Below are 23593 nucleotides of genomic sequence, written 5' to 3' on the forward strand. Positions count from 1 at the left end.
CCGGGAGGCCCCATGACCGGACCCGCTGCCGCGCTGCACGAGCCCGTGCTCCGGTGGTACGACGCCAACGCCCGGGTACTGCCCTGGCGCGAGCCAGGTGCCGGCGCGTGGGCAGTGATGGTGAGTGAGTTCATGCTGCAGCAGACACCGGTCAACCGGGTGCTGCCGGCGTACCAGGCCTGGCTGAAGCGGTGGCCGAAGCCGGGCGACCTGGCTGTGGAGCCGCCAGGAGAGGCTGTGCGGGCCTGGGACCGGCTCGGGTACCCCAGACGTGCTCTGCGCCTGCACGCGGCGGCTCAGGCGATCGTGGAGCGCCATGGCGGTGAGGTGCCGGCCGACCACGCCGCTCTGCTCGCTCTGCCCGGTGTGGGGACGTACACGGCGGCAGCGATCGCGTCTTTCGCGTTCGGCCAGCGGCATGCGGTCGTGGACACCAACGTGCGCCGAGTGCTCGCGAGAGCTCTCACCGGGGTCGCACAGCCGAGCAACTCCCCCACTGCGGCCGACCACCGGCTTGCGGTGACCGCACTGCCCGCTGACGAGCCCACAGCGGCCCGCTGGGCGGTGGCGTCGATGGAACTCGGGGCACTGGTGTGCACCGCGCGTACGCCGAGGTGCGGCGACTGCCCGATCCGGGGTCGGTGTGCCTGGGTGCTCGCCGGCAGCCCGCCGTACGACGGACCGCCGCGCCGGGGGCAGACGTACGAAGGCACCGACCGCCAGGTCCGCGGCCGTCTGCTGGCCGTGCTCCGCGCGACGACCGGCGCCGTACCCAAGCAGACCCTGGACGCCTGCTGGCACGACAAGGCGCAACGCGAACGCGCCCTGGACGGCCTGGTCGCCGACGGCCTGGTCGAACCACTCCCGCGCGACCGCTACCGCCTACCAAGCTGACTGTGCACCAACTGACGAGGCCGGCTCGTGGAGTCCGAGCCGGCCTCAGGTCGTTCAGTTCTTCTTGCTGCCGCTGGTGGCTTGTTCGTCGTCGTCGGCCAGCAGGTCGAGCGGCATCGCCGGGCTGCCGGACAGCGTCGCCAGCATCTGGCGGACGTTGGTCAGCTGCGCGTTGATGCTGTCCCGGCGCTGCGTCGCGGCGGCGAGTTCGCGCTCGGACTCGGCCCGGATCCGCTCCGCCTTGTCCTTCGCGGCGGCGACGATCTCCTGAGCCTGGCGGTTCGCGTCGGCCAGCTGCTGCTGGGCGAGCCGCTCCGCCTCGGAGCGGGCGCGGTCGGCCTCGCGCTGCACCTGGGCGGCGCGGTCGGTGACGGCGGCCAGCTGCTGCTCGGCCAGCGCGGTCCGGGCGGCGAACTCCTGCTCGACCTTGCCCCGGCGCTCGGCCAGGGTGGTCTCGAACGCGGCCGCGGCCTGGGCGGACTTGGCCCGCTCCTGCTCGTACAGCGCCTGCGCCTCGCTGCGCCGCGCGGTGGCGTCGCGCTCAGCCTCGTCCCGCATGTCGTCGGCCTGGGTGCGCGCCTCCTCCAGGATGCGGGCGGCCTCGGCGTCGACCTCACTCTTCCAGTCCAGGGAGTACTGCTCGGCCTCCTTGCGGACCTTCTTCGCGTGCGCCTCGGCGTCGGCGACGATCGCCTCGGCGTCGGTGCGGGCACGGGTCACCAGGTCGCGGGCCTCGTCGTCGGCCAGCGACAGGATCTTGGCGACCCGCTCACCGAACTCGGTGAAGGTGGGGGTGCGGTCCTTGTTGTCCTCCTGGGCGGAGATCACGGCCGATTCCGCCGCGTCCGTACGGGCCTGCAACTCCTGCACGTGCCGTTGCAGCTGCTCGGACTGCTGCTGCAGCGCGGTCAGCGAGGTGGTCAGCTCACGGATGTGCTGGTCCACCTGGGCAGGCTCGTAGCCACGCAGAACGGTGCGGAACGGGGTTGGGCTTTCACTGCTCATGTTTTCTGATGCTCACTTCGGTGGGTGGGTGGATCACACATTGTCACTGACAAGGATCTGACTGTCACGCCTCATCCTGATTCCCCCGTGGAACCCTCGCTGGAGGACATTCCACCACCTGGGCGGAAGCCAGGTACAGCGAGTGCCTCGATCACACCCGAAAGCTGGGTGAGCTCCTTGGTGATCTCATCACGGCGCTGGTTCAGTGCCGCGACCCTCGCCTCGGCGTCGGCGAGAAGTTTTCGGGCCTGGGCACGCACCTCGTCGGCGTGCTCCCGGGCCTGCGCCTCGATCTGCTGGGCCTCGGCGCGGGACTTGCGGATCAGCTCGTGCGACTGCCGCTGGGCGTCGGCCAGATCGTTGGCGGCGCGCTCGCGGAGCACCTGGGTGCTGGCCTCGGCCTCGGCCTCGCGGCGGTTCGCCCGCTCGATGATCTCCCGGGCCTCGGTCTGGGCCGAGCCTTTCAGCCGGTCGGCCCGCGACTGTGCCTGGGCGGTGACCTTCTCGGCCTCCTGCTTGGCGGCGGCCAGGGTCGCCTCGGCCTGCTGGTTGGCCGACGCCAGGGTGGTCTCGGCCAGGGTGGTCAGCTCGGCGTTCTCCCGGGCGATCGCATCTCTGGTCTGCTTGAGCCGGCTGGTCGTGCGGCCGACCACGCGGCGCAGGTGCGCTCGCTTCTGCCGCATCAGCTGGGCCGCGTCGGCCGCCGCCCGCTCCCGGATCGACTGCGCCTCGGACTCGGCCGCGCCGATCAGGTCGTCGACCGTCTTCTTGCTCCAGATGGTCTGCTTCTCGGCCTCCGCGAGCGCCGCCTCGGCCGCCTTGTTCGCCTCTTCGACGATGCGCTGCGCCTCGGCGGTCGCGGTCCGGCGGTCGGCCTCGATACTGTCGACGACCAGCTTGGCCTGCGCCCGGGCGTCGGCCATCAGCCGCTCGTTGCCGGCTTCGGCCTCGGCCTTGCGCTCGGCGATCTCGGCGACCGCCTCGGCCCGCAGCTTGTCGATCTCGAGCGAGATCGCGGCCAGCTTGGCCCGCTCGGTCTCCTCCAGCTCGGCGGTCCGGCGCTCCAGCTCGGCCCGGTTCTCACCGCGCAGCCGCTCGATCTCGGCATGGGCCTCGGCGATCTCGACCCGGGACTTCTCCCGGGCCGCCTCGACCTCGCGCTCCACCGCGGCCCGCAGCTCACCGGCCTCGGTCTGGGCCCGGGCGATCAGCTCAGCCTCGTTGCGGGCCGCGGCCTGCGACACCAGCGCGGCCTGCTCGCCGGCGTCCCGGACCAGCTGCTGGGCCTCGCGGCTGGCTCGCTCGACCGTCGCCTGCGCGGACTCCCGGGCCATCCGGGCTTCCTCGAGCAACTCGTCGGCCTCTTCCTTCAGCCGGGCCACCTCGGCCTCGGCCGCCGCGATCCGCCGATCGGCCGCGGCCTGCGACTCGGCCCGCAACCGGTCGGCAGCCGCCTGGCTCTCGTCCCGCAGCTTCTGTGCCGCGGCCTCGGAATCGGCGCGGCGCTTGGCCACCTCCTCGGCGGCGGCGGCCCGGAGCTGCTCGGCCTCCGACTCCGAGTCGGCCTTCAGCCGCTCGGCGATCGCGGTCGCCTCGGCCCGGACCCGCTCCGCCTCCGCGGTCGACTCCTGCTGCAGCTTCTCCGCCGCGGCTGCCGCCTCGCGGCGTACCCGGTCCGCCTCGGCGGTCGACTCGGCCTTCAGCCGCTCGGCCGCCGTCTCGGCCTCGACGCGAACCCGCTCGGCTTCGTTCCCGGACTCGGTCCGGAGTTGTTCGGCGGCGCGCTCGGCGTCGTCGAGCAGCCGTTGCGCGGCCGACGTCGCGTCGTCCCGCAGTGTCCGCGCGGCCGCTTCGGCCTCCGCCTTCAGCCGCTCGGCCTCGGCCCGGACCCGGTCCGCCTCCTCACGGGCCAGATCGTTCTCGTACTCCGCCTGTTCCCGCAGCGTGTCGGCGATCCGCTGGGCCCGCTCGAGGACACCACTCGCTTGCCGCACGCCAAAGGAACCGGTGTCGGCGACCGGTTCCTGGGTCAGTGGCAGACGCGGTGCGTCCATGCGACGAGATGATTCCATCCCCGGCCCCCTTTCCGACAGTCCGGGTCCCATCAGCGTGGTCACAGCGTTACAACGCGGTACCTGGGTGGCAGGTAACTTCTTTTTCATGCCGCTGCGCGATCTTCCCACCGAGGCGCAGGCCGCGGCGGCTCTGCTGCGTACCGAACTCATCACCCATCGCAGGACGATACGACGTTCCGGGCCGCATGGTGTCGTGCTCGCGTGTCTCGCTGTCGGTACGGCGATCTCGGTGCTCGTCCCGGGTCCGGCAGGCACAGGCTGTTACCTCTGGCGAGCGGCCACCCAGCCGGTCAGCGGCCGTGGCGCAGCCCTCGCACTCCCGGTGATGATCGTGCTGCTGGTACTCGTGGATCGCTTGTCTGCCGACCGATCCCGGCTCCGCCGCCAGCTTCGCTCCACCGGTACGGCGGCGATCGGACTGGTCACCGTGACAGCCTGGACCGGATTCGCCGCCCAGGGTCGACCCAACTGCGCGACTTCACCCGCTGTGATCGGGACGATAGTGTGCGGCACCGTCGCGACCGCCGTCGCCGCGCACTGGGCGACCCGTTCGACGGCCGCGTGGACAGTGCCCGAGGACGAGTCCGGGGACGCGTCCGCTGAGCCGCTCAACCAGTCCGAATTGCGGGCAGTCTTCGTCCGGCTCGGCGATCAGGTTGCTACCTGGACGCCTCTTCGCTTCCGACTGTTCCCGTTCACGTCGGGCACCCTCGCCGTACTGCTCCTGGCCTCGACCGTCCTGCCGTGGCGCGAGCTGGTCGACCCGGTTGCGCTCGGGCCGACCTCGTCCGAAGCCGGGCTGGCCCGCTCCCAGCTCTGGGAGATCCCGTCTGCCCGGTCCTGGGCGTTCGTCCTCACCGGGTTGGCGGTAGCGACTCTTGTCTCTTCCGGTCTGGTACGACGAGCAGCAGCGGTCGCCACCGGGTCGGTAGTGGTCGCCGGCCTGGTGTCTGAGCTCCTGTGGCTGCCGCCATCGTTGCCGACAGGCGTGGGCTACCGCGCGGCCATAGGTGCCTGGACTGCACTTGGTCTGGGACTGTGTCTCTGCGTGGCAGGTCTGCTGGGTGCGCGTCGCCTGGCGGTAATCGCAGGTGCTGCCGCGGTGGGCGTGCTGACCGGCGTCCTGGTTCCGTCCGCCGCCGGAGCGCCGTACCAGCCGTCAGTGGTTGCAGGGGTGCCGCACCGATTGCTGGATCTGCAGGGCGGTCAACTGGTCGATCGGCTCGGCATGCGCGTCTCCATCGGTACGTCGGACCCGCTGGACTCACTGGCCGGGACACTCGACGGATCACCAGGCCAGTGGCTGCTGGGCCGGACAGGCTCGGAGAGCTCGACGGTCTTCGCGTACGACGACGATGTCGCGCTGCCGCAGGTCACGCTGAACCACGGGGCCACACCGCCCGCGCTGTGGGGTGCCAGCGGCCAACGCATGATCCTGCTCGCAGGCGGTGCACCCGGGCAGCCTTGGGCAATCCTCTCGGTGCCACTTGATTTGGTGACTGCCGACATCAGCCTGAGCCACAAGAACCAGGACGGCACCTACTACGTCACGCCCGGCGTGGACCTCCTTGCCACCGGAGTTGGCCCGGCGCTCAGCCACCGCAACGCCGACCGTTCGATCGTGGTCTGGGGAGCCGCGACCACCTGGCAGATCCCGGCGAACCACCTGCGGAAGGGGATGCGCCTCAGCGACTTCGTGGTCGACCCCGGACCGGGGGCACCGGGCAACGCCGTCTCCAGGGGACCGGACGGTACGACGGCCTGGCGGACGAGCGACACGGGGTTGGCGATGGTCCGGCCGGGCGGTGTGCCACAGCAACTGACCGGAGTGGCGCCGGCTGGTTGTGTGCTGAGCAGTGATGCGGCCAGCTCGTCCATGACCGTCGATGCCTTCGCTGTGGACGTGCGAGGCAACCTATGGCTCGGCGGTGGTGCTCCGACGTCGGTCATCACGCCGGACGGCGTACTGCGGAAACTGCCCGGTGGTGCCGAGGGGGTCGACAGCATCGAGGCGCGACCGGATGGGTCGGTGCTGCTGGGGACTTCACCGGGTGGTGGGGATCAAGTTCTGCAGATACCTGATGCGGCCAGTGCAGCGGCGTCGTACCCGGCGGCACCCGCGCCAGAACCGCGGTGCGATCGTCGGAAGCCGGTCGGGGGTACGACGACGTTCCGGGCCACTGCTGTGTCGGCAGTGCCTGTGGTGGATCCACGGCTGGGGGCGGCCGGGGTGAGTACTCAGCTGGCGCTGGACGCTGCTGGACGGCTGGTGCGAGTGCGAATGCCGCTGGGGGCTCGTGCCTTTGCTCCAGACGGGCAGGGTGGGGTGTGGTGGACGGTGGCGGGTCGTCGTTCGACAGAAAGCGCCGTACACCTGGTGCGGGGTCGCTCGCAGGTGGTGCGGGACCCACAGCCGGTGCCGGCTGACCAGAAGGGTGAGTTCGCGGCGGCCTCCGGGGATCGGTTCGTCTCTGCGGTCGGTGGAGGTTTCTACAACTTGTACGGACCTGGCAGGGCGGTGCGTCGAGTGCAGGTGAAGGGTGAGCTGCGGGCCTTGGTGCAGCTCGCGTCCGGCGAGGTGGCGATGGTCCTGGGCGAGCAGCTCGTTCGGGTGACTGGTGACGGCCGGACGACGGTCATGCTGGGTGGATCGGCATCAGGCTGGCCCGTCTCGGCTACCGGCGTACCGGGGTCCCAGCTGACCGCTGACGGCACCTGGTTCACCGGCCCCGACGGCAAGCTCTGGGGGTACGACGGAAGCCACCTGGTGCGAGTGGACGCACCCGGACGAGTCACGGTGATCGCAGGACCTCAGCAAGGTGTGCCGCAGGCCGCGGACCAAGTCACGGTGATCGGGTCGGCGCTGTACTTCCAGCTGAACAACGACCTGATCCGTCTGGGGGCGGCCGGATGACCGACTTCCCCGATGAAGAACTGCCGCGCCGCCTGGACGCCGGCCGAATGACCGCCTTCCCGGACGAGGAACTGCCGCGCCGCCTGGACGCCGCCGAAGCCGAGCTGGCCCGGTCCGAGCACCGCTGGTTCGCTCGGGCGACCCTGCTCATCGCGCTGGCCACCGGAGTGACTCTCCTGCTGCCCTGGACCTACAGCAGGCGCTACGGCCTCTCGATCTGGCAACTGGGCATCGAAACCCAGCCAGCCCTCGCCTTCATCTTCCTGGCCGGCCTCATCACTTCGACCGTCGCCGTCATCCTCGAGCCGGGCCTCCGCGCCAGCGCAGTCACCGGTGTCACTGCCGTCATCGCGATCGTCTGCGTCGCCACCGCCTGGCAAGCCACGTCCCTCGAGACTCTGACCGACACCTGGCCTGGACCGGGCCCAGCCTTTGCCCTTGCCAGCTCGCTGCTCTGGCTTCTCGCTGCCACCAGCCAACTAGTTGCCCAGTACAACAAGTCGCCGGCGCCGGACCCGGCAGAGATCTCCCAGGCGATCGCCCACCTTCGTCGTACCCGTTGATTTCACTCGCGGGAGGGAGAGGGAACACTCTCGCGGCTGAGGTGCATGGGTGGGGTCCGGCTGGACAGTGAGGGGACTGACGGCTGGAGGAAGCGATGAGTGTTCTACAGGCTGGAGAGCGCACCAGGACGGTGCTGCCATTTCTGGTGGCGGGACTGTCACTGGTCTATGCGGTCGCGGGGGTGGCCTGGTTGTTGGGGGCCGACGGATATGCGTTCGGGCCGGTGCCGCCGGATGGGGAGCGGTTGTCGTTGCTGGCTCGACTTCCGGACCAGGTTGGCGCGGGGCTGATCGCCGTACTGGGGGTGCTGGGGGTGCCGGCGGCGATCGGGCATGCGCGGACCGAGTGGAGTGCGTCGGCGTACCGGCCGTTGCTGGCGTTCACGGCGTTGCAAGTGGTGGTGTTCGGGCTGCTGGCGCCGAGTGTCACGGTGGCGATGCTGACCGGGTATCTGCTCGTTCTGCTCGGTCTGCCGACTGGGATCGTGTGGTTGATCGTCGGCGCGTGGAAGCAGCCGGCGACGCGGGTGCTGCTGCTCGGCGTGGCGGGTGTCGTGGTCGTCGTGGAACTGACCACCGGGTTGTTCGACTGGGCCGCGTTCCGGGACGTGGCTGCGGGGCTCGGCGACCTACCGGCGAAGGTCGGGACCACGCCGCTGTTCGTGTCCGGAGCGTTGCTGCTCGGCTGTGGGTGGGCGCTGCTCGGCATCCGTGGGCTGCGGAGCGCGCGAGGGCGGTGTCAGCGGTGTGGACGGCCGGGCGCGCGCTGGACGCGGCCGGAGTCGGCACGGCGCTGGGGGTTCTGGGCGACGATCGTGGCGGTGCTCTGCCCGATGCCGTACGCGCTGCTGCGGATGACGTGGCTGCTGCCGAACCCGATCGGTTTCGACGCCGACCAGCTGAACGCCGAGCCGGGGATCAAACTGTTGGGCCTGGGCCTCGGGCTGATCGCGCTGGCGTCCGGCATCGTCACGCTCGGGCTGATCCGGCCTTGGGGCGAGGTGTGGCCCCGGTGGGTGCCGTTCGTCGCCGGGCGGCCGGTGCCGATCAAGACGGCCGTCATCCCGGGCGCGGTGGCCGCCACGCTCCTCCTGGTCAGCAGCGCCTCCCTCACCGGCCTGCTCTGGTCCGCCGAGGCCTCGCTCACCAGGAACATCGTCTACCTGCTCATCTTCCCGTTCCCCCTCTGGGGCGCCTCGGTAGCCCTGGCCACCGCGGCGTACTACTACCGCCGCCGCACCACCTGCACCACCTGCCACCAGTCTGGCTGACCAGCATTTCGCTGGCTGACCCATCAGTTTGGGGGTTTGCCACCCTGCATACGGGTGGCAAACCCCGCAGATGGTGGGTCAGCCAGCGAAATGTGGACATGCAAGAGGGCCCCGCGCTTGGTGCGCGGGGCCCTCTGGGGTTGGTGCGGGTTACGTGTCCTGCAGGCCTGTGGTGCCGCCGGTGGTGAGGTCGGACAGCTCCAGCTCAGGCGAGGTGGACTTCGGGGTGCCGGTGAAGGTGAAGTACTCCGGCAGGCCGTCCTCGCCCACCGTGCCCTCGGGCGCCACGTCGACCAGGACGATCTGGCCGGGGCGCAGTTCCCCGAACAGGATCTTCTCGGCCAGCGCGTCCTCCACGTCGCGCTGGATCGCGCGGCGCAGCGGGCGGGCACCCAGGACCGGGTCGAAGCCACGGTCGGCGACCAGTGCCTTCGCCGCCGGCGTGAGCTCGATGCCCATGTCCTTGTCCTTCAGCCGGCCCTCCACCTGCGCGAGCATCAGGTCGACGATCTTGACGATCTCTTCCTTGCCGTGCTGGTGGAACACCACGATCTCGTCGACGCGGTTCAGGAACTCCGGACGGAAGTGCTGCTTGAGCTCCTCCGTCACCTTGGCCTTCATCTTGTCGTACGTACCGGGGGCGTCGTTCGCCCGCTGGAACCCGGTGCTGACGGACTTCGAGATGTCCCGCGTGCCCAGGTTCGTGGTCATGATGATGACGGTGTTCTTGAAGTCGACCACGCGGCCCTGGGCGTCGGTCAGACGACCCTCGTCCAGGATCTGCAGCAGCGAGTTGAAGATGTCCGCGTGGGCCTTCTCCACCTCGTCGAACAGCACCACGGAGAACGGCTTGCGGCGGACCTTCTCGGTCAGCTGGCCACCCTCTTCGTAGCCGACGTACCCGGGCGGTGAACCGAACAGCCGGGAGGCGGTGTGCTTCTCGGAGTACTCCGACATGTCGAGGCTGATCAGCGCGCTCTCGTCGCCGAACAGGAACTCGGTCAGCGCCTTCGACAGCTCGGTCTTACCGACACCGGACGGACCGGCGAAGATGAACGAGCCGCTCGGGCGGCGCGGGTCCTTCAGGCCGGCGCGGGTACGCCGGATCGAGCGGGACAGCGCCTTGACCGCGTCCTCCTGGCCGATGTACCGCTTGGCCAGCTCCTTCTCCATGTCGAGCAGCCGGGACGACTCCTCCTCGGTCAGCTTGAAGACGGGGATACCGGTCGCGGTGCTCAGCACCTCGGCGATCAGCTCCTCGTCCACCTCGGCGACGACGTCCATGTCGCCGGCCTTCCACTGCTTCTCCCGCTCGGCCTTCGCGTTGATCAGCTTCTTCTCGTCGTCGCGCAGGCTGGCGGCGCGCTCGAAGTCCTGCGCGTCGATCGCCGACTCCTTCTCCCGGCGCACGTTCGCGATCTTCTCGTCGAACTCGCGCAGGTCCGGCGGAGCCGTCATCCGGCGGATCCGCAACCGGGCACCGGCCTCGTCGATCAGGTCGATCGCCTTGTCCGGCAGGAACCGGTCGGAGATGTAGCGGTCGGCCAGCTGCGCGGCCTGCACCAGCGCCGGGTCGGTGATCGTCACCCGGTGGTGGGCTTCGTACCGGTCCCGCAGGCCCTTGAGGATCTCGATCGTGTGCGCGATCGAGGGCTCGGCCACCTGGATCGGCTGGAACCGGCGCTCCAGCGCGGCGTCCTTCTCGACATACTTGCGGTACTCGTCGAGGGTGGTCGCGCCGATGGTCTGCAGCTCACCACGGGCCAGCATCGGCTTCAGGATGCTCGCGGCGTCGATCGCGCCCTCGGCCGCGCCGGCCCCGACGAGGGTGTGGATCTCGTCGATGAACAGCACGATGTCACCGCGGGTGCGGATCTCCTTGAGCACCTTTTTCAGGCGTTCCTCGAAGTCACCGCGGTAGCGCGAACCGGCCACCAGGGCGCCCAGGTCGAGGGAGTAGATCTGCTTGTCCTTCAGCGTCTCCGGGACGTCACCGCGGACGATCTGCTGGGCCAGACCCTCCACGATCGCGGTCTTGCCGACACCCGGCTCACCGATCAGGACAGGGTTGTTCTTGGTCCGCCGGGACAGCACCTGCATGACCCGCTCGATCTCGGTCTCGCGCCCGATCACCGGGTCGAGCTTCGATTCGCGGGCGGACTGGGTGTAGTTCCGGCCGAACTGGTCGAGCACCAGGGAGCTGCTGGGCGCACCCTCGGCGGGCGCGCCGGCTGACGCCGTCTCCTTGCCCTGGTACCCGCTCAGCAGCTGGATGACCTGCTGGCGGACCTTGTTCAGGTCCGCGCCGAGCTTGACCAGGACCTGCGCGGCGACACCCTCACCCTCGCGGATGAGGCCGAGCAGGATGTGCTCGGTGCCGATGTAGTTGTGGCCCAGTTGCAGGGCCTCGCGCAGGGAGAGCTCCAGCACCTTCTTGGCGCGTGGGGTGAACGGGATGTGCCCGCTCGGTGCCTGCTGCCCCTGGCCGATGATCTCCTCGACCTGGGAGCGGACGGCCTCGAGCGAGATACCCAGGCTCTCGAGAGCCTTGGCGGCGACACCCTCACCCTCGTGGATCAGGCCGAGCAGGATGTGCTCGGTCCCGATGTAGTTGTGGCTGAGCATCCTGGCCTCTTCCTGAGCCAGGACGACTACCCGACGGGCGCGGTCCGTAAATCGTTCAAACATCGCCAAAGCGCTCCTTGCCTCAGAGGAGTCGGACGTGCCGTGTAGGCCGACCCCCGTACATGCATGCTAGTCCCCGGTGCCGACAGGCTCGCTCTCGGCGAACAAATGCTCGCCGTTCAGCCGGCCGCCGGGGTGGCATCACAAGGGAACAACCCCGCGGATCTCCAGGGTGTTCCCGCCTGGCGCCGATCAGCGAGCATGTTCGCCACCAGCGAATTCATCGAGCTGCCTGCCGAGTCAGTCACCCACGGCCGGACCGCGGCCAGCGAACTGTCCACACTGTGAAACAACCGGAATGCGGACGGTCCCGGATACCCTCGCGGGCACCGGGACCGGCGGTCCTGACGAAAACTACTTGGCTTCGTTGTACGCCGCGCGCACCTCGGCGGAGATCCGGCCCCGCTCGCTGACGTCGTAGCCGTTCTCCTTGGCCCAGGCCCGGATGTCGGCGGAGTCCGACGCCGACCGGCCCCGGCCCCGCGCCCGGCCCGCACCGCCGCGGCGGCCGGACACCCGGCGCCCGGCGCCGACATAGCCGGCCAGGGCGTCGCGCAGTTTGGCGGCGTTCTTCTTCGACAGGTCGATCTCGTACGTCGTCCCGTCCAGGCCAAAGGTCACGGTCTCGTCGGCCTTACCACCGTCGAGATCGTCCTCGAGAACTACCTGCACCCTTTGCGCCATCGATGACAGTCCTTTCCGCGCCCGTCACCGGGCCGCAATCCCCCTGCCGTTTTGTTTGCACCTGATTTGTACCGCACAAACCGGGTGCGTGTCATTCACCTCCCACAATGAGCGGGAAAGATGTGACTAAACCCTCCGGATCACGAGGCGCCGATCGACACTGTGCATCGGTGGTGACCTTGAGTATTCACCCGCTCCGAAACCGGCTGGACCAGAATGAATGACCCCGGAATTTGCAGTGACGGTCCGTTGTGCTATGCAACGATCCTGCGACCGATTCGCGGAATCACTCCGGCCGGAGCAACGGGAACAGAATCGTCTCCCGGATACCGGCCCCGGTGAACAACATCACCAGCCGGTCAAGGCCCATCCCCATACCACCGGACGGGGGCATCCCGAACTCCATCGCGCGGAGGAAGTCCTCGTCCAGCTCCATCGCCTCCGGGTCACCGGCGGCGGCCTGCAACGACTGTGCCACCAGGCGTTCCCGCTGGATCACCGGGTCGTTCAGCTCGGAGTAGGCGACCCCCAGCTCGACCCCGTTGATGATCAGGTCCCACGCCTCGACCAGGCCCGGATTTTCCCGGTGCGGCTTCGCCAGCGGCCGCGCCGACTCCGGATAGTCCCGCACAAAGGTGGGCTGGATCAGCGTGTGCTCGACCAGCTTCTCGAACAACTCCACGGCGATCTCGCCGGCATTCCAGCCGGGCTGGAGCTCGACGTCGTGCTGCTCGGCCAGCTTGATCAACGCGGCCGCGTCGGTGTCCACATCGACGGTCTGGCCGACCGCTTCGGAGACGAGTTCGAAAAGCGTCGCGTGCCGGAACGGCTGGTCCAGGTCGATGGTCGAACCGTCGCGCGCGGTCACCACGGTGCGACCCACCGCCCGGGCCGCGTTCCGGATCAGCTCCGCGATCAGTTCGGCCATCGTGTCGTAATCGCCGTACGCCTGATAGGCCTCGATCATCGAGAATTCCGCGGCGTGGGTGGAGTCAAGTCCCTCGTTGCGGAAGGTGCGGCCGATCTCGAAGACCTTGTCGACACCGCCGATCATGGCCCGCTTCAGATCGAGCTCCAGCGCGATCCGCAGCTTCATCTCCTGGTCGAACGCGTTCAGGTGGGTCGTGAACGGCCGGGCCGCGGCGCCGCCGTTGGTCAGCTGCAGGACCGGCGTCTCGACCTCGATGAAACCGTGTGAGTCGTACGTCGCACGCAGTGACTTCAGTACGGCGGCCTTCGTCCGGACCATTTCGCGCGCCTCGGCGCGGACGATCAGGTCGACGTACCGAAGCCGGACCCGGGCCTCCTCGCTGAGCGGCTTGTGCTCGTTCGGGAGCGGGCGCAGCGTCTTGGCGGCCATCCGCCAGCCGGTCGCCTGCACGGACAACTCGCCGCGGCGGCTCGTCACCACCTCGCCCTGGACGGCCAGCAGGTCGCCGATGTCCACCAGCGCCTTGAACCGGGCCAGCTCCTCCTCGCCGAGGTCCGCCAGCGAGAGCATCACCTGCAGCTCGGTCCCGTCGCCCTCCCGCAGCCGGACGAAGCAGAGCTTGCCGGTGTTGCGCAGGAAGATCACCCGGCCGGCCACCGACACCTGCTCACCGGTCCGGGTGTCGGGCTCCAGCTCCTGACCGTCGTACTTGGCCCGCAGGTCCTTCAGCAGGTGCGTCCGGGGCACCGAGATCGGGTACGGCGGCACTCCCTCCGCCAGCAGGCGGTCACGCTTCTCCCGGCGGACCCGCATCTGCTCGGGCAGGTCGTCCTGCCCGCTGTCGGGGGTCGCCGGGTTCACGTGTGCGTCAGTCATGGCTCAAGGCTAGTGACTGAGCACCTTCTGAGCCGAATCGTTTGTCCACAGGCTCTTGACAACAGCACCGGTACGGCGCCCGCCACCGGAAGAAAGCTGAACCGTTAGCTACATATCCATCCGAGCGAGGTACCTTCGAAAGAGAGGCACTTTCCCCGCCGCCGGGTGGTTGTCATGCAGTCTTGGCTTCTGTGGTTGATCATCGCCGGCCTCCTCGGCACCGCCGAGTTGATGACGGCAACGCTCGACCTGCTCCTGCTCGCCATCGCCGCCCTGGCCGCGGCCGGGGTCGCCGGCCTGGGGTTGGGCATCGGCCTCCAACTGCTCGCTTTCGCCGTCACCGCTGCCGCGATGATCACGCTGGTCCGGCCGGTGGCACGCCGCCACCTGACGTCGCACGAACAGCTACGGACCGGAGTCGCCGCGCTGATCGGGCGTGAGGCCGTGGTGCTCAGCCCGGTCGGCCGCGAGCCGGGCCGGGTCCGCCTGAACGGGGAGGAGTGGAGCGCGCGGTCCTACGACCCCGACCTCGTCATCCCCGCGGGCACCACCGTCGACGTCTTCGCCATCGAGGGCGCCACCGCCCTCGTCCATCCCCGGGAGGATCCATGGCCGAACTGATAGTCGGGCTGATCGTCGCGGTCCTGGCCGCCGTCCTCGTGCTCCGGACCGTCCGGATCGTGCCGCAGGCGCGGGCCAGCAACGTGGAGCGCCTCGGTCGCTACCTGCGCACCCTCGAGCCCGGCCTGAACATCGTCGTCCCGTTCATCGACCGGCCACGCCAGCTGATCGACCTCCGCGAGCAGGTGGTCTCGTTCGAGCCGAACTCGGTGATCACCGAGGACAACCTGGTCGTCCACATCGACACGGTGCTGTACTTCCAGGTCACCGATCCGCGCGCGGCGGCGTACGAGATCGCCAACTACATCCAGGCGATCGAGCAGCTGACCGTCACGACCCTGCGGAACGTCATCGGCGCGCTGGATCTGGAGAAGACGCTGACCTCGCGCGAGCACATCAACTCGATCCTGCGCGGCGTCCTCGACGAGGCCTCCGGCAAGTGGGGCATCCGGGTGAACCGCGTCGAGCTCAAGGCGATCGAGCCGCCGCCGTCGATCAAGGAGTCGATGGAGAAGCAGATGCGGGCCGAGCGGGAGAAGCGGGCCGCGATTCTCAACGCCGAGGGCGTACGGCAGTCCCGGATCCTGACCGCGGAAGGCGACCGGCAGGCCGCGATCCTGCGGGCCGAGGGCCAGGCGAAGGCGATCGACACGGTGTTCGAGGCGATCCACCGCAACGACCCGGACCCGAAGCTGCTGGCGTACCAGTACCTGCAGATGCTGCCCGAGCTGGCCAAGGGACCCGGCAACACGTTCTGGGTGATCCCGTCCGAGGTCACCTCCGCACTGCAGAACGTGACCAAGGCGTTCAACGGCACGACCACCACCGAGGTCCCGAACGGCAAGAACCCTGAAATCACCCCCGACTAGGTCGTACCTGGTGATCCCACGCCGTAGCGAGCAGGTGCTCGGCGCGGTAGCTCGGCGTGCTGGAGTAAAGGCCTCGATGTGGTTCCATCGTGGCCTTTGCTCCAGTGCGGCGAGATGCCGCGCCGAGTGCCGCGCAGTAGGCGTGGGATCACCAGGCACGACCTCGTGCCCCGAGCCACTAAACCGGTTGTGTCCGGATGCCACCATTGAGGCATGGGGGAACTGGCGCTCGCGATCGTGATTCCGGCGGGGATGGCGATCGCGGCCTATCTGGTCGTCGGGCTGGTCATCGGGGTCGAGAGCATGGGGGTGCCGCTACCCGGTGAGACGACGCTGATCGCGGCGGCGCTGCTCGCGTCACAGGGCCATCTGCGGCTGGAGTTCGTGATCGGCGCGGCGGCGGCCGGGGCGATCATCGGCGACTCGATCGGCTACTACATCGGCCGCAAGGCCGGCCGGGGCCTGTTCGAGCGGCTCGGCCGGCGGTTCCACCACTTCTCGCCGGACCGGATCCTGCGGGCCGAGAAGTACTTCCAGCGGTACGGCATCTGGACCGTCTTCTTCGGCCGGTTCGTGGCGCTGCTGCGGATCTTCGCCGGTCCGATGGCCGGCACGCTGCGGATGCCCTATCCCCAGTTCCTGGCCGCGAACGCCGGCGGCGGGGTCGCCTGGGCGGCCACGATCGGCATCGTCGCGTACAACATCGGCGACAACGCGGACAAGATCTTCGGCCAGCTGTCCATCTGGGCCCTGGTCGTCCTGGTGCTGGCGGGTATCGCGGCGTACACCTACTACAAGGTCCGCCGGAAGCAGCCCGAGCCGCAGCCGGAGTCAGCGGACGTTCAGGGGTAGCTGCGGGGTGGTCGTCCCGTCCATCGGACGGCCGAACATCATCGCCCCCGGGATGACGAACCGGTACGCGAAGGCACCCGCCTGGGACGCCTTGAACAGCAGCGAGGCCTGCCCGTTGCGCATCGCCACCGCCTTCAGGTTCACCCACCTGCGGGTCTGCCGGTTCCACGACTGCAGGATGACGGTCGTGTTCATCGCCGGCTTGACCGTCGTGTAGACCAGCACGTTGTCGCCGCGCAGCTTCGCCGGCCCACCGACGAACCCGGCCGTCGCGACCCGGACCACGCTCTTGGTGTACGCCGGCCGGTCGGTCGACGGACCGGTGAGGACGCCGAGCCGGGTGTAGCCGGGCACGGTGATCTTGTACGGCCGGCTCGGGCCGTTGACCATCGGGATGTCGAAGTGCCCACCGGCGGTCGTCGAACCACCGGCCGCCGGGGTCCAGCGAGCTCCCGGGGTGACCTGGGTCAGCACCACCACCGGTACACCGGCCGGCGTGGCGCGCCGCTGGACGCAGGGGGTCTCCGCCGGGCAGACGGTCTCCTGCAGGACGACGCGGCCGCGGACGTGGACCTGCACGCTGAACTGCGCCAGCGCGGGCACCACGCCGTTGACCGAGCTGGTCAGGCCGACCACCTCGCCGCCGAGCCGGGTGCTCCACTCGTTCTGCGCCCGGAGCTGGAACAGGTACGGCGGCTTGATGCTCTTGATCACCTGGCGCGTCGACGTCGTCCCCGGGCCGATCGCCTTCATCATGCCGCCGGGACGCCCGATCATCGGCACGTAGCGCTGGGTCTTCGGGCCCTTCACGTCCAGCGGATCGTTCGGGGTGAAGTCCTGCGGTGCGACCGGGACCGTCCACTTCATCAGCACTCCCCGGCCCATCGGGGTCGCGCTGGCCGCCCCCGGGCGGACCGGGCCATCGGTGTCGAACACCGGCGAGCGCGCGAGCTTGCTGGTCACCCCGCCCTGCGACGTACCGGTGGCCACCGCCACCCGGTAGTTGCCGTCCGGTGGGAAGGCCGAGGTCGGGATCTCCCATGTGTTCGGCTCACTGGCCGCGATGTACTTCACGTACGACGGACTGCTGCTGAGCACACCCTCGATGGTGATCCGGTTGGGAGCGTTGGTGTCGTTCCAGCTCACCCGCACCGCGGACTTCCCGGCACCGGCCCAGGCGACCGCCACGTCGGTCGGCATCGGATCCGACTGGCAGGCGGTCAGTGCAGTCGTGCCGAACAGCACGGTCAGCCCGACGGCGAACATCCGCCGCACTCCCACCACCTCGTCTCAGCTGCCCCACAACCGACCGGGTGAACCATACCCATGTACAGGTACCCATTCGGCACGGCCGTTGCCGGATCGGTATGCCACCTCTACCGTGAGAGGGCCACGAGGGGGGAACCGGCATGGCATTCATCGACTCACCGTCCGACCAGGGCTTCTTCGACCGGAACCGGGCTCCGGCGGGACACGTGCCCAACTACGTCAAGACCTTCGCCGCGCGGCCCGAGGTGTACGACGCCTGGAAGCAGCTCAACGGCGCGATCCGGGCCGCGATGGACCAGCGCCGCTACGAGCTGGTCACACTGGCCGCGGCGACCGCGCTGAAGTCGAGTTACTGCAGCCTCGCGCACGGCCAGATCCTGGCCGACAAGTTCTACACCTCCGAGGAGGTCGCCGCTCTGGTCGAGGGTCCGGCCCTGGATCCGGTCGACCGCGCGATCATGACCTTCGCCCGCAAGGTCGCCCTGGCCGCCGACAGCGTCACCCAGGCGGACGTGGACGAACTGAAGGCGGTCGGCCTGAGCGACGACGACGTCCTCGACGTCACCCTCGCCGCGGCCGCCCGCTGCTTCTTCTCCAAGACCCTGGATGCCACCGGCACCCCGCCGGACGCCGCCTACAACACTCTCCCGGAAACCCTGCGTAAGGCCCTCACCGTCGGTCGCCCGATCGACCAGCCTCACTCGGGCTGATTGCCGGCCGTACCGCCCAACCGGAAGGGGGTCGTCACGCCGGTGTACATCAGGTGGGTGATCAGGCCCTGGGCGGCGTGCGGGAGGTTGTGGCAGTGATCCATCCAGATCCCGGGGTTGTCGGCGACGAACGCGACCTCATAGGTCTCGTCGTCCTCGACGTTGAGTGAATCGGTCCACCACGGGCTCCCCGTGGCCGCCACACCGTTGCGGCTCAGGACGACGACGTGGTGACCATGCAGGTGCATCGGATGGACCTGGCCGGAGGTGTTCCTGATCGTCATCCGTACGACGTCACCCTCGGTCACCATGAACATCGGCACGTCCGGGAACTGACGACCGTTGATCGTCCACCACAGCCCGGGCTTGCCGTCGAAGAACCCGGGGCGACGGCCGATGTCGTACCGGAAGTCCCGATTCGCCTTCGCCGGGTCGAACCCCAGCTCTTCGGGTGCACCGTAGGACAACAGGTCGACCCGGTCGCGCGGCTCAGCGCCGGCCGGCGCGTCGCCATCGCCGATCACCAGCGTCGTCGGCCCACCGCCGAGGCCGATCCTGATCGCTGATCCTTGCGGCATCGTCACCTGCAGGTCGATTCGCCCGCCGGCCGTGACGAGCACCGCCTTGTTGCTCACCTCGGTGGGAGCGTTGACGTCCGTCCCGTCGACCGCCACCACCCGGTACGGGGCTCCGTCGACCCAGGCGGCCATCGGGCCGTTGTCGGTGTTGATCAGCCGGACCCGGACGGTCGGTCCAGGTGCGGCCACCCGGCGTTCGCCGTACCCGCCGTTGACGGTCCGGACCTTGTCATACGTGTGTACGGCGGCCACCACGTCGCTCGACGTCGGCGCGATGACGAGTACACCCCACAGACCTTTCTTCACCTGTTCGTGGGACTGCTGGTGTGAGTGGTACCAGTACGTGCCGACGTCCTCGGCGATGAAGCGGTAGACGAAGGTCTGCCCGGGTTCGACCGCGTCCTGCGTGACTCCGGCGACGCCGTCCTCGGCGTTCGGTACGTCGACGCCGTGCCAGTGCAGCGTGATCCCGTCCGGCACGGACTCGTTGTGCAACGTCACCTGGACCAGATCGCCTTGTTTCGCGACGATCTGAGGTCCGGGCGACGTGTGGTTCAGGGTGTAGCCGTCCATCGCGCCGCGGCCGGGAATGTCGAACCGCTCCTTGCGGGCGACGAGATCCACCGTCACAGCGGGTGTCCTGCCGGACGGCCCCTTCAGGGTGCTCAGGTCCTGCCCGTGATGGGCGTGCGTGGCCGGGCCGCCACCGTAGTCGGCGTACCCCATCTGCATCGGCGACAGGTCTCCGGGTACGAGACTCCGCTGCCAGAACCAGGCGATCGGCGCAAGGACGACGAGCGTCGCCACCAGCGCGATCACGGTACGGCGCCGCGGGCGTCGTAAGCGCTGGGGACGGGCAGCGACCGCAGCCGGCCGCTGCCCTTCAGTTGCCAAAGGCATCTATCTGGTCGCCTCGGTGGGCTCGGCCGTCTCCGCCGTGGCTGGTGCCGGCGGGCCGGATGCCCGCCGGGACGCCATGCTCGCGACGGCGGCCAGTGCGAAGGCGTTCAGACCGTGCAGCAGGCCGACCACCGGCGCACCGAACGAGACGAACGCCAGCGCGATCTGCAGCGCGACCAGGCCGACCACGTACAGGGCCCACTTGATCCCACCCTGGACCTTCGCGAAGAACGACACGATGAGCAGCAGCAGCGCGACGATCGGGATGATCATCATCCCGAACTGGCCATGCAGCATGTGGCCGGTGTTGCCCTCGTAGTTCTTGTCGATCACCAGGCCGCCGTCCACGTCCTTGATCGCCGTGAACCAGCCGAGCGCGATGAACATCGCCTGAAGCACGACGCCGACCGCGACCAGACCCGCGAGTACCCGATAAACAGACTTCATGATCCTCCCCCGGACCCCAGGCGACCCGCGTGCGGCGGCCATGTCCCCCAGCCGTGACCCCGGACCTCCCCAGCCCGAGAGTCGCTCACCCCATGGTGATGCAGGTCACCTCAGTGCACAAGTCCGTTCTGCCCAATCGGGCATCACTGGTTGTTACGGGCGAAGGCCTGATACAGACCGTGCAAGGGCAGTAACGGCTCGTCGCGGACCGGTGTGGCGAGTTGGCCGGAAAACAGCCCGGCCAGCGCCCCGGTCAGCACCACCGGTGTGTCCGGCTCGAGGGACTGCTCGGCCCGGATCCGGCTGACGAGGCCGTCGACCAGCGCAGCGAAGCCGTGGATCGCTCCGGACTGCAGGGCTTCCACGGTGTTCTTCGCCACCACCGAACGAGGCCGGACCAGCTCGACCCGGCGCAACTGGGCCGCCGCGTTGCCGAGCGCATCGGTCGCAGTTTCGATGCCCGGGGCAATCACTCCGCCGATGAAGGCGCCGGACGCGTTCACCACGTCGATCGAGATCGCCGTACCCACGTCGACGACGAGGCACGGAGCGCCGTACAGCTGCACTGCCGCGAGTGCGTTGGCGATCCGGTCGGTGCCGACCTCGCGCGGGTTGTCCACCAGCACCGGCAGGCCGGTCTTCACCCCCGGCTCGACCACGACACTCGGTACGTCGTGGTAGTACCGCGCGACCACATCGCGGAGCTCGTGCAGCACATGCGGTACGGCGGAGCACACCGCGATCCCGGACACCGGGGCCTCCCCGGCCCGCAAGCCCTGGAGCAGCACGGCCCACTCGTCCGCCGTACGACGGGGATCCGTGCCGACCCACCAGTGGCGCTTGACCGTGCCCTCGAACACCAGACCGACCAGGGTCCGGGTGTTCTCGACGGCGACGGCGAGGAGCATCAGACGTCCTGGGGATTCAACTCAGTCCGCAGATCCAGCGCGATGTCGAGCACCGGCGCCGAGTGCGTCAGCGCGCCGACCGCGAGGTAGTCCACACCGGTCTCGGCCACGGCCCGGGCCCGATCCAGGGTGAGACCGCCGGAGGCTTCGAGCTTCGACCGGCCGGCCACCTTCTCCACGGCCTCGCGCAGCAGAGGCACCTCCATGTTGTCCAGCAGGATCAGCTCCGCGCCGGACTCCACCGCGATCAGCGCGTCCTCGACCGAGTCCACCTCGACCTCGACCGCGAGATCCGGGTACGCCTTGCGGACCAGGCGAAACGCCTCGGCCACACCGCCGGCCGCGATCACGTGGTTGTCCTTGATCAACGCCGCGTCGGACAGGCCCATCCGGTGGTTCTTGCCGCCGCCGCAGCGGACGGCGTACTTCTCCAGCGACCGCAGCAGCGGCATGGTCTTCCGGGTGTCGCGGATGACCGCGCCGGTGCCCTCGACCGCGTCCACCCAGCGACGGGTCAGCGTGGCCACGCCGGAGAGGTGGCACAGCAGGTTCAGCGTGGTGCGCTCGGCCGTGAGCAGTTGCCGCGTCCTGCCACGGATCGTCATCAGTACGTCGCCCTTGGCCACCCTCGCACCGTCGGCGACGGAGTACTCGAGCTCGACCTCGTCCGGCGTGGCGACCTGCCGGATCACCAGCTCGGCGATCTCCAGGCCCGCGACCACACCGTCGCCCCGGGCGACCAGCTCGGCAACCGAGATCTGCTCCGGGTCGACGGTGGCCGTGGTCGTGACATCCACCCCGCCGGCCAGGTCTTCCTCGATCGTGGCCCGCACGAGGTCACCGACCCATTGCCGGTCGACAGTCTCATCCATGCTGGGCATTCTCCTCGGTTTCGTGCGGCGCAAACGTCGTACGGGGAACTGCTTGGTCGCCCTCGGCGGGCAGAGTGAGGTCCAGATTGCCTGACCAGCTCCGGTCGTCCCGATCCGGGTGGTCCTCGCGCCAGTGCGAGCCGCGGCTCTCCTCGCGTGCGGTGGCGGCGGCGATCAGCGCGGACGCCACGGTGACCAGGTTCGTCGCCTCCCAGCCCGGCGTACCCGGCTCACCGGCCGGCTGCTCGATCAGCTTGCCGAGTGTGGCCCCCGCCTCCGAGAGCCCGGTCGCGCTGCGGATCACCCCGGCCCCGACCGTCATCACCCGCTGCAGCTCGGGTACGACGTCCGCGTCGACCAGCCCGGGGACGCGGGTGTCCGCGACCGGCTCACGCAATGCGGGCAGGCCGTTGGCCAGGTGGGCGGCGATACGCCGGGCGAACACGAGCCCTTCGAGCAAGGAGTTCGAGGCGAGGCGGTTGGCGCCGTGCACACCGGTGCACGCGACCTCACCGCAGGCGAAGAGGCCGGGAACCGACGTCTGACCGTGCAGATCGGTCCACACGCCGCCGGAGGAGTAGTGACAGGCGGGCGCGACCGGGATCAGCTCGCGGACCGGATCGATACCGTGTGAACGGCAGGACGCCAGGATGGTCGGGAACCGCACCCGCCACTTCTCGTCCCCGAAGTGGCGGGCATCGAGGTAGACATGATCCTTGCCAGTGGCAAGCATCTGCCCCATGATCGCCTTCGCGACGATGTCCCGCGGCGCCAGGTCGGCCAGCTCGTGCTGGCCTTGCATGAACCGGTTGCCCTCGTGGTCGACCAGGAAGGCGCCCTCACCGCGGACGGCCTCGGACACCAACGGTTGCTGGCCTTTCGCGCTCTTTCCCAGCCACAGGACGGTCGGGTGGAACTGCACGAACTCCAGGTCGCGCACCTTGGCACCGGCACGCAGCGCCAGCGCCATCCCGTCACCCGTCGACACGCTGGGGTTGGTGGTCGCGGCGTACAACTGGCCGATTCCGCCGGAGGCCAGGATCACCGCACGGCTGCGGATCGCGCCGACGCCGTCCAGCTGGCCCTCACCCATCACGTGCAGGGTGACGCCGGCGACAGCACCGTCCTCAGCGGTCAGCAGGTCGATGACGAGGGCGTGCTCGATCAGCCGGATGTCGTCGGCCCGCTTCACCGCGGCGACCAGTGCGCGCTCGATCTCGGCACCGGTCGCATCGCCGCCCGCGTGCGCGATGCGGTTGCGGAGATGCCCGCCTTCCCGCGTCAGCGACAGATCTCCGTCGACGGTGTCGAAGCGCGCACCCAGGTCGATCAGATCCCGGACAGCTTCGGGCCCTTCAGTCACCAGCGCCCGTACGGCGTCCGGATCACAGAGGCCGGCGCCCGCGACCAGAGTGTCGTGCAAGTGATCCTCGGGCGAGTCCTCCGGGCTGAGCGCGGCGGCGATTCCGCCCTGGGCCCACTGGGTCGAGCCGGAGGCGACGACATCCTTGGTCACCACCAGCACGGAGCCGAGCTCACGAGCCTTGAGCGCGGCGGTCAGCCCGGCGATACCGGATCCGATCACCACCACGTCGACGGTGTCGATCCATCCAGGTTCAGGCGCGGTCAGCCGTTGCGGGACAGCGGGTCCGGTCATGGGGCCTCCCGC

At 69.2% G+C, this 23593-nt stretch carries 20 protein-coding genes; 9 read left to right on the forward strand and 11 right to left on the reverse strand.

Features of this window, described 5'->3' with window-relative positions; translation table 11 throughout:
• Positions 1 to 12: 12 nt before the first annotated feature.
• Positions 13 to 894 carry an A/G-specific adenine glycosylase gene (locus AB0F43_RS37785; RefSeq protein ID WP_360488649.1) on the forward strand — a complete coding sequence of 294 codons (882 nt, stop codon included), beginning with the start codon at positions 13 to 15 and terminating at the stop codon, positions 892 to 894.
• A gap of 54 nt (positions 895 to 948) precedes the next feature.
• On the opposite strand, the gene AB0F43_RS37790 is transcribed toward AB0F43_RS37785, so the two are convergent.
• A complete protein-coding gene (locus tag AB0F43_RS37790) occupies positions 949 to 1899 on the reverse strand; it encodes a hypothetical protein (RefSeq protein WP_360488652.1) in 951 nt (316 codons plus the stop codon).
• Positions 1900 to 1970: 71 nt separating this feature from the next.
• Entirely contained in the window at positions 1971 to 3953 is a 1983-nt protein-coding gene (locus tag AB0F43_RS37795; RefSeq protein ID WP_360488654.1) for a kinetoplast-associated-like protein, read from the reverse strand.
• A gap of 106 nt (positions 3954 to 4059) precedes the next feature.
• Between AB0F43_RS37795 and AB0F43_RS37800 the strand changes: the two genes are divergently transcribed.
• The 3 genes from AB0F43_RS37800 to AB0F43_RS37810 all read left to right on the forward strand — a co-directional run bounded on the left by AB0F43_RS37800 (position 4060) and on the right by AB0F43_RS37810 (position 8722).
• Positions 4060 to 6888: a hypothetical protein gene (locus AB0F43_RS37800; RefSeq protein ID WP_360488657.1), complete on the forward strand. Its 2829-nt coding sequence runs from the start codon at positions 4060 to 4062 to the stop codon at positions 6886 to 6888.
• Positions 6885 to 7451 carry a hypothetical protein gene (locus tag AB0F43_RS37805; protein ID WP_360488660.1) on the forward strand — a complete coding sequence of 189 codons (567 nt, stop codon included), beginning with the start codon at positions 6885 to 6887 and terminating at the stop codon, positions 7449 to 7451. Before AB0F43_RS37800 ends, AB0F43_RS37805 begins: the two co-directional genes overlap by 4 nt.
• A gap of 95 nt (positions 7452 to 7546) precedes the next feature.
• Complete coding sequence (locus tag AB0F43_RS37810) at positions 7547 to 8722, forward strand: hypothetical protein (protein ID WP_360488663.1); 1176 nt, start codon at positions 7547 to 7549, stop codon at positions 8720 to 8722.
• A 150-nt stretch (positions 8723 to 8872) separates the two neighbouring features.
• Here the strand turns inward: AB0F43_RS37810 and AB0F43_RS37815 are convergent, their stop codons facing one another.
• Positions 8873 to 11410, reverse strand: coding sequence for an ATP-dependent Clp protease ATP-binding subunit (locus tag AB0F43_RS37815; protein WP_360488666.1), 2538 nt, complete (start codon positions 11408 to 11410; stop codon positions 8873 to 8875).
• 63 nt (positions 11411 to 11473) lie between these two features.
• Between AB0F43_RS37815 and AB0F43_RS37820 the strand changes: the two genes are divergently transcribed.
• Entirely contained in the window at positions 11474 to 11695 is a 222-nt protein-coding gene (locus tag AB0F43_RS37820) for a hypothetical protein (RefSeq protein WP_360488669.1), read from the forward strand.
• A 66-nt stretch (positions 11696 to 11761) separates the two neighbouring features.
• Here the strand turns inward: AB0F43_RS37820 and AB0F43_RS37825 are convergent, their stop codons facing one another.
• Together AB0F43_RS37825 and lysS are read right to left on the reverse strand one after the other, a co-directional pair.
• Entirely contained in the window at positions 11762 to 12091 is a 330-nt protein-coding gene (locus AB0F43_RS37825; protein WP_132209970.1) for an Lsr2 family protein, read from the reverse strand.
• Positions 12092 to 12377: 286 nt separating this feature from the next.
• Complete coding sequence (lysS, locus tag AB0F43_RS37830) at positions 12378 to 13898, reverse strand: lysine--tRNA ligase (RefSeq protein WP_360488672.1); 1521 nt, start codon at positions 13896 to 13898, stop codon at positions 12378 to 12380.
• Between the two features lie 174 nt (positions 13899 to 14072).
• Here lysS and AB0F43_RS37835 point away from each other — a divergent pair, with 174 nt between their 5' ends.
• The 3 genes from AB0F43_RS37835 (at position 14073) to AB0F43_RS37845 (ending at position 16240) form a co-directional block, all read left to right on the forward strand.
• A complete protein-coding gene (locus AB0F43_RS37835) occupies positions 14073 to 14519 on the forward strand; it encodes an NfeD family protein (RefSeq protein WP_360488675.1) in 447 nt (148 codons plus the stop codon).
• A complete protein-coding gene (locus AB0F43_RS37840) occupies positions 14507 to 15388 on the forward strand; it encodes an SPFH domain-containing protein (protein WP_360488678.1) in 882 nt (293 codons plus the stop codon). The genes AB0F43_RS37835 and AB0F43_RS37840 overlap by 13 nt, the downstream gene beginning before the upstream one ends.
• A 213-nt stretch (positions 15389 to 15601) precedes the next feature.
• Positions 15602 to 16240, forward strand: coding sequence for a DedA family protein (locus AB0F43_RS37845; protein ID WP_360488681.1), 639 nt, complete (start codon positions 15602 to 15604; stop codon positions 16238 to 16240).
• Here AB0F43_RS37845 and AB0F43_RS37850 read toward each other — a convergent pair.
• Complete coding sequence (locus tag AB0F43_RS37850; RefSeq protein WP_360488698.1) at positions 16220 to 17506, reverse strand: hypothetical protein; 1287 nt, start codon at positions 17504 to 17506, stop codon at positions 16220 to 16222. The two genes, AB0F43_RS37845 and AB0F43_RS37850, sit on opposite strands and share 21 nt — an antisense overlap.
• A 143-nt stretch (positions 17507 to 17649) precedes the next feature.
• Here AB0F43_RS37850 and AB0F43_RS37855 point away from each other — a divergent pair, with 143 nt between their 5' ends.
• A complete protein-coding gene (locus AB0F43_RS37855) occupies positions 17650 to 18219 on the forward strand; it encodes a carboxymuconolactone decarboxylase family protein (protein WP_360488684.1) in 570 nt (189 codons plus the stop codon).
• On the opposite strand, the gene AB0F43_RS37860 is transcribed toward AB0F43_RS37855, so the two are convergent.
• The 5 genes from AB0F43_RS37860 to AB0F43_RS37880 all read right to left on the reverse strand — a co-directional run bounded on the left by AB0F43_RS37860 (position 18207) and on the right by AB0F43_RS37880 (position 23581).
• The gene (locus AB0F43_RS37860) at positions 18207 to 19604 is read right to left on the reverse strand and encodes a multicopper oxidase family protein (RefSeq protein ID WP_360488687.1); all 1398 of its coding nucleotides are present in this window, start codon (positions 19602 to 19604) and stop codon (positions 18207 to 18209) included. The two genes, AB0F43_RS37855 and AB0F43_RS37860, sit on opposite strands and share 13 nt — an antisense overlap.
• Before the next feature lie 93 nt (positions 19605 to 19697).
• Positions 19698 to 20144: a hypothetical protein gene (locus AB0F43_RS37865; RefSeq protein ID WP_360488689.1), complete on the reverse strand. Its 447-nt coding sequence runs from the start codon at positions 20142 to 20144 to the stop codon at positions 19698 to 19700.
• A 143-nt stretch (positions 20145 to 20287) separates the two neighbouring features.
• Positions 20288 to 21052: a type III pantothenate kinase gene (locus AB0F43_RS37870; RefSeq protein ID WP_360488692.1), complete on the reverse strand. Its 765-nt coding sequence runs from the start codon at positions 21050 to 21052 to the stop codon at positions 20288 to 20290.
• Positions 21052 to 21924, reverse strand: coding sequence for a carboxylating nicotinate-nucleotide diphosphorylase (gene nadC / locus AB0F43_RS37875; RefSeq protein WP_360488695.1), 873 nt, complete (start codon positions 21922 to 21924; stop codon positions 21052 to 21054). The genes AB0F43_RS37870 and nadC overlap by 1 nt, the downstream gene beginning before the upstream one ends.
• The gene (locus AB0F43_RS37880) at positions 21917 to 23581 is read right to left on the reverse strand and encodes an L-aspartate oxidase (protein ID WP_360488701.1); all 1665 of its coding nucleotides are present in this window, start codon (positions 23579 to 23581) and stop codon (positions 21917 to 21919) included. Before AB0F43_RS37880 ends, nadC begins: the two co-directional genes overlap by 8 nt.
• Positions 23582 to 23593 lie beyond the last annotated feature (12 nt).

The organism is Kribbella sp. NPDC023972, from assembly GCF_040639075.1.
Taxonomy (GTDB): domain Bacteria; phylum Actinomycetota; class Actinomycetes; order Propionibacteriales; family Kribbellaceae; genus Kribbella.

What these genes read in the sequence shown, in the direction of transcription:
- AB0F43_RS37785 (WP_360488649.1), top strand. Translation starts at nt 13, where the DNA reads ATGACCGGACCCGCTGCCGCGCTGCACGAGCCCGTGCTCCGGTGGTAC.
- AB0F43_RS37790 (WP_360488652.1), bottom strand. Translation starts at nt 1,899, where the DNA reads ATGAGCAGTGAAAGCCCAACCCCGTTCCGCACCGTTCTGCGTGGCTAC.
- AB0F43_RS37795 (WP_360488654.1), bottom strand. Translation starts at nt 3,953, where the DNA reads ATGGACGCACCGCGTCTGCCACTGACCCAGGAACCGGTCGCCGACACC.
- AB0F43_RS37800 (WP_360488657.1), top strand. Translation starts at nt 4,060, where the DNA reads ATGCCGCTGCGCGATCTTCCCACCGAGGCGCAGGCCGCGGCGGCTCTG.
- AB0F43_RS37805 (WP_360488660.1), top strand. Translation starts at nt 6,885, where the DNA reads ATGACCGACTTCCCCGATGAAGAACTGCCGCGCCGCCTGGACGCCGGC.
- AB0F43_RS37810 (WP_360488663.1), top strand. Translation starts at nt 7,547, where the DNA reads ATGAGTGTTCTACAGGCTGGAGAGCGCACCAGGACGGTGCTGCCATTT.
- AB0F43_RS37815 (WP_360488666.1), bottom strand. Translation starts at nt 11,410, where the DNA reads ATGTTTGAACGATTTACGGACCGCGCCCGTCGGGTAGTCGTCCTGGCT.
- AB0F43_RS37820 (WP_360488669.1), top strand. Translation starts at nt 11,474, where the DNA reads ATGCTAGTCCCCGGTGCCGACAGGCTCGCTCTCGGCGAACAAATGCTC.
- AB0F43_RS37825 (WP_132209970.1), bottom strand. Translation starts at nt 12,091, where the DNA reads ATGGCGCAAAGGGTGCAGGTAGTTCTCGAGGACGATCTCGACGGTGGT.
- lysS (WP_360488672.1), bottom strand. Translation starts at nt 13,898, where the DNA reads ATGACTGACGCACACGTGAACCCGGCGACCCCCGACAGCGGGCAGGAC.
- AB0F43_RS37835 (WP_360488675.1), top strand. Translation starts at nt 14,073, where the DNA reads ATGCAGTCTTGGCTTCTGTGGTTGATCATCGCCGGCCTCCTCGGCACC.
- AB0F43_RS37840 (WP_360488678.1), top strand. Translation starts at nt 14,507, where the DNA reads ATGGCCGAACTGATAGTCGGGCTGATCGTCGCGGTCCTGGCCGCCGTC.
- AB0F43_RS37845 (WP_360488681.1), top strand. Translation starts at nt 15,602, where the DNA reads ATGGGGGAACTGGCGCTCGCGATCGTGATTCCGGCGGGGATGGCGATC.
- AB0F43_RS37850 (WP_360488698.1), bottom strand. Translation starts at nt 17,506, where the DNA reads ATGTTCGCCGTCGGGCTGACCGTGCTGTTCGGCACGACTGCACTGACC.
- AB0F43_RS37855 (WP_360488684.1), top strand. Translation starts at nt 17,650, where the DNA reads ATGGCATTCATCGACTCACCGTCCGACCAGGGCTTCTTCGACCGGAAC.
- AB0F43_RS37865 (WP_360488689.1), bottom strand. Translation starts at nt 20,144, where the DNA reads ATGAAGTCTGTTTATCGGGTACTCGCGGGTCTGGTCGCGGTCGGCGTC.
- AB0F43_RS37870 (WP_360488692.1), bottom strand. Translation starts at nt 21,052, where the DNA reads ATGCTCCTCGCCGTCGCCGTCGAGAACACCCGGACCCTGGTCGGTCTG.
- nadC (WP_360488695.1), bottom strand. Translation starts at nt 21,924, where the DNA reads ATGGATGAGACTGTCGACCGGCAATGGGTCGGTGACCTCGTGCGGGCC.
- AB0F43_RS37880 (WP_360488701.1), bottom strand. Translation starts at nt 23,581, where the DNA reads ATGACCGGACCCGCTGTCCCGCAACGGCTGACCGCGCCTGAACCTGGA.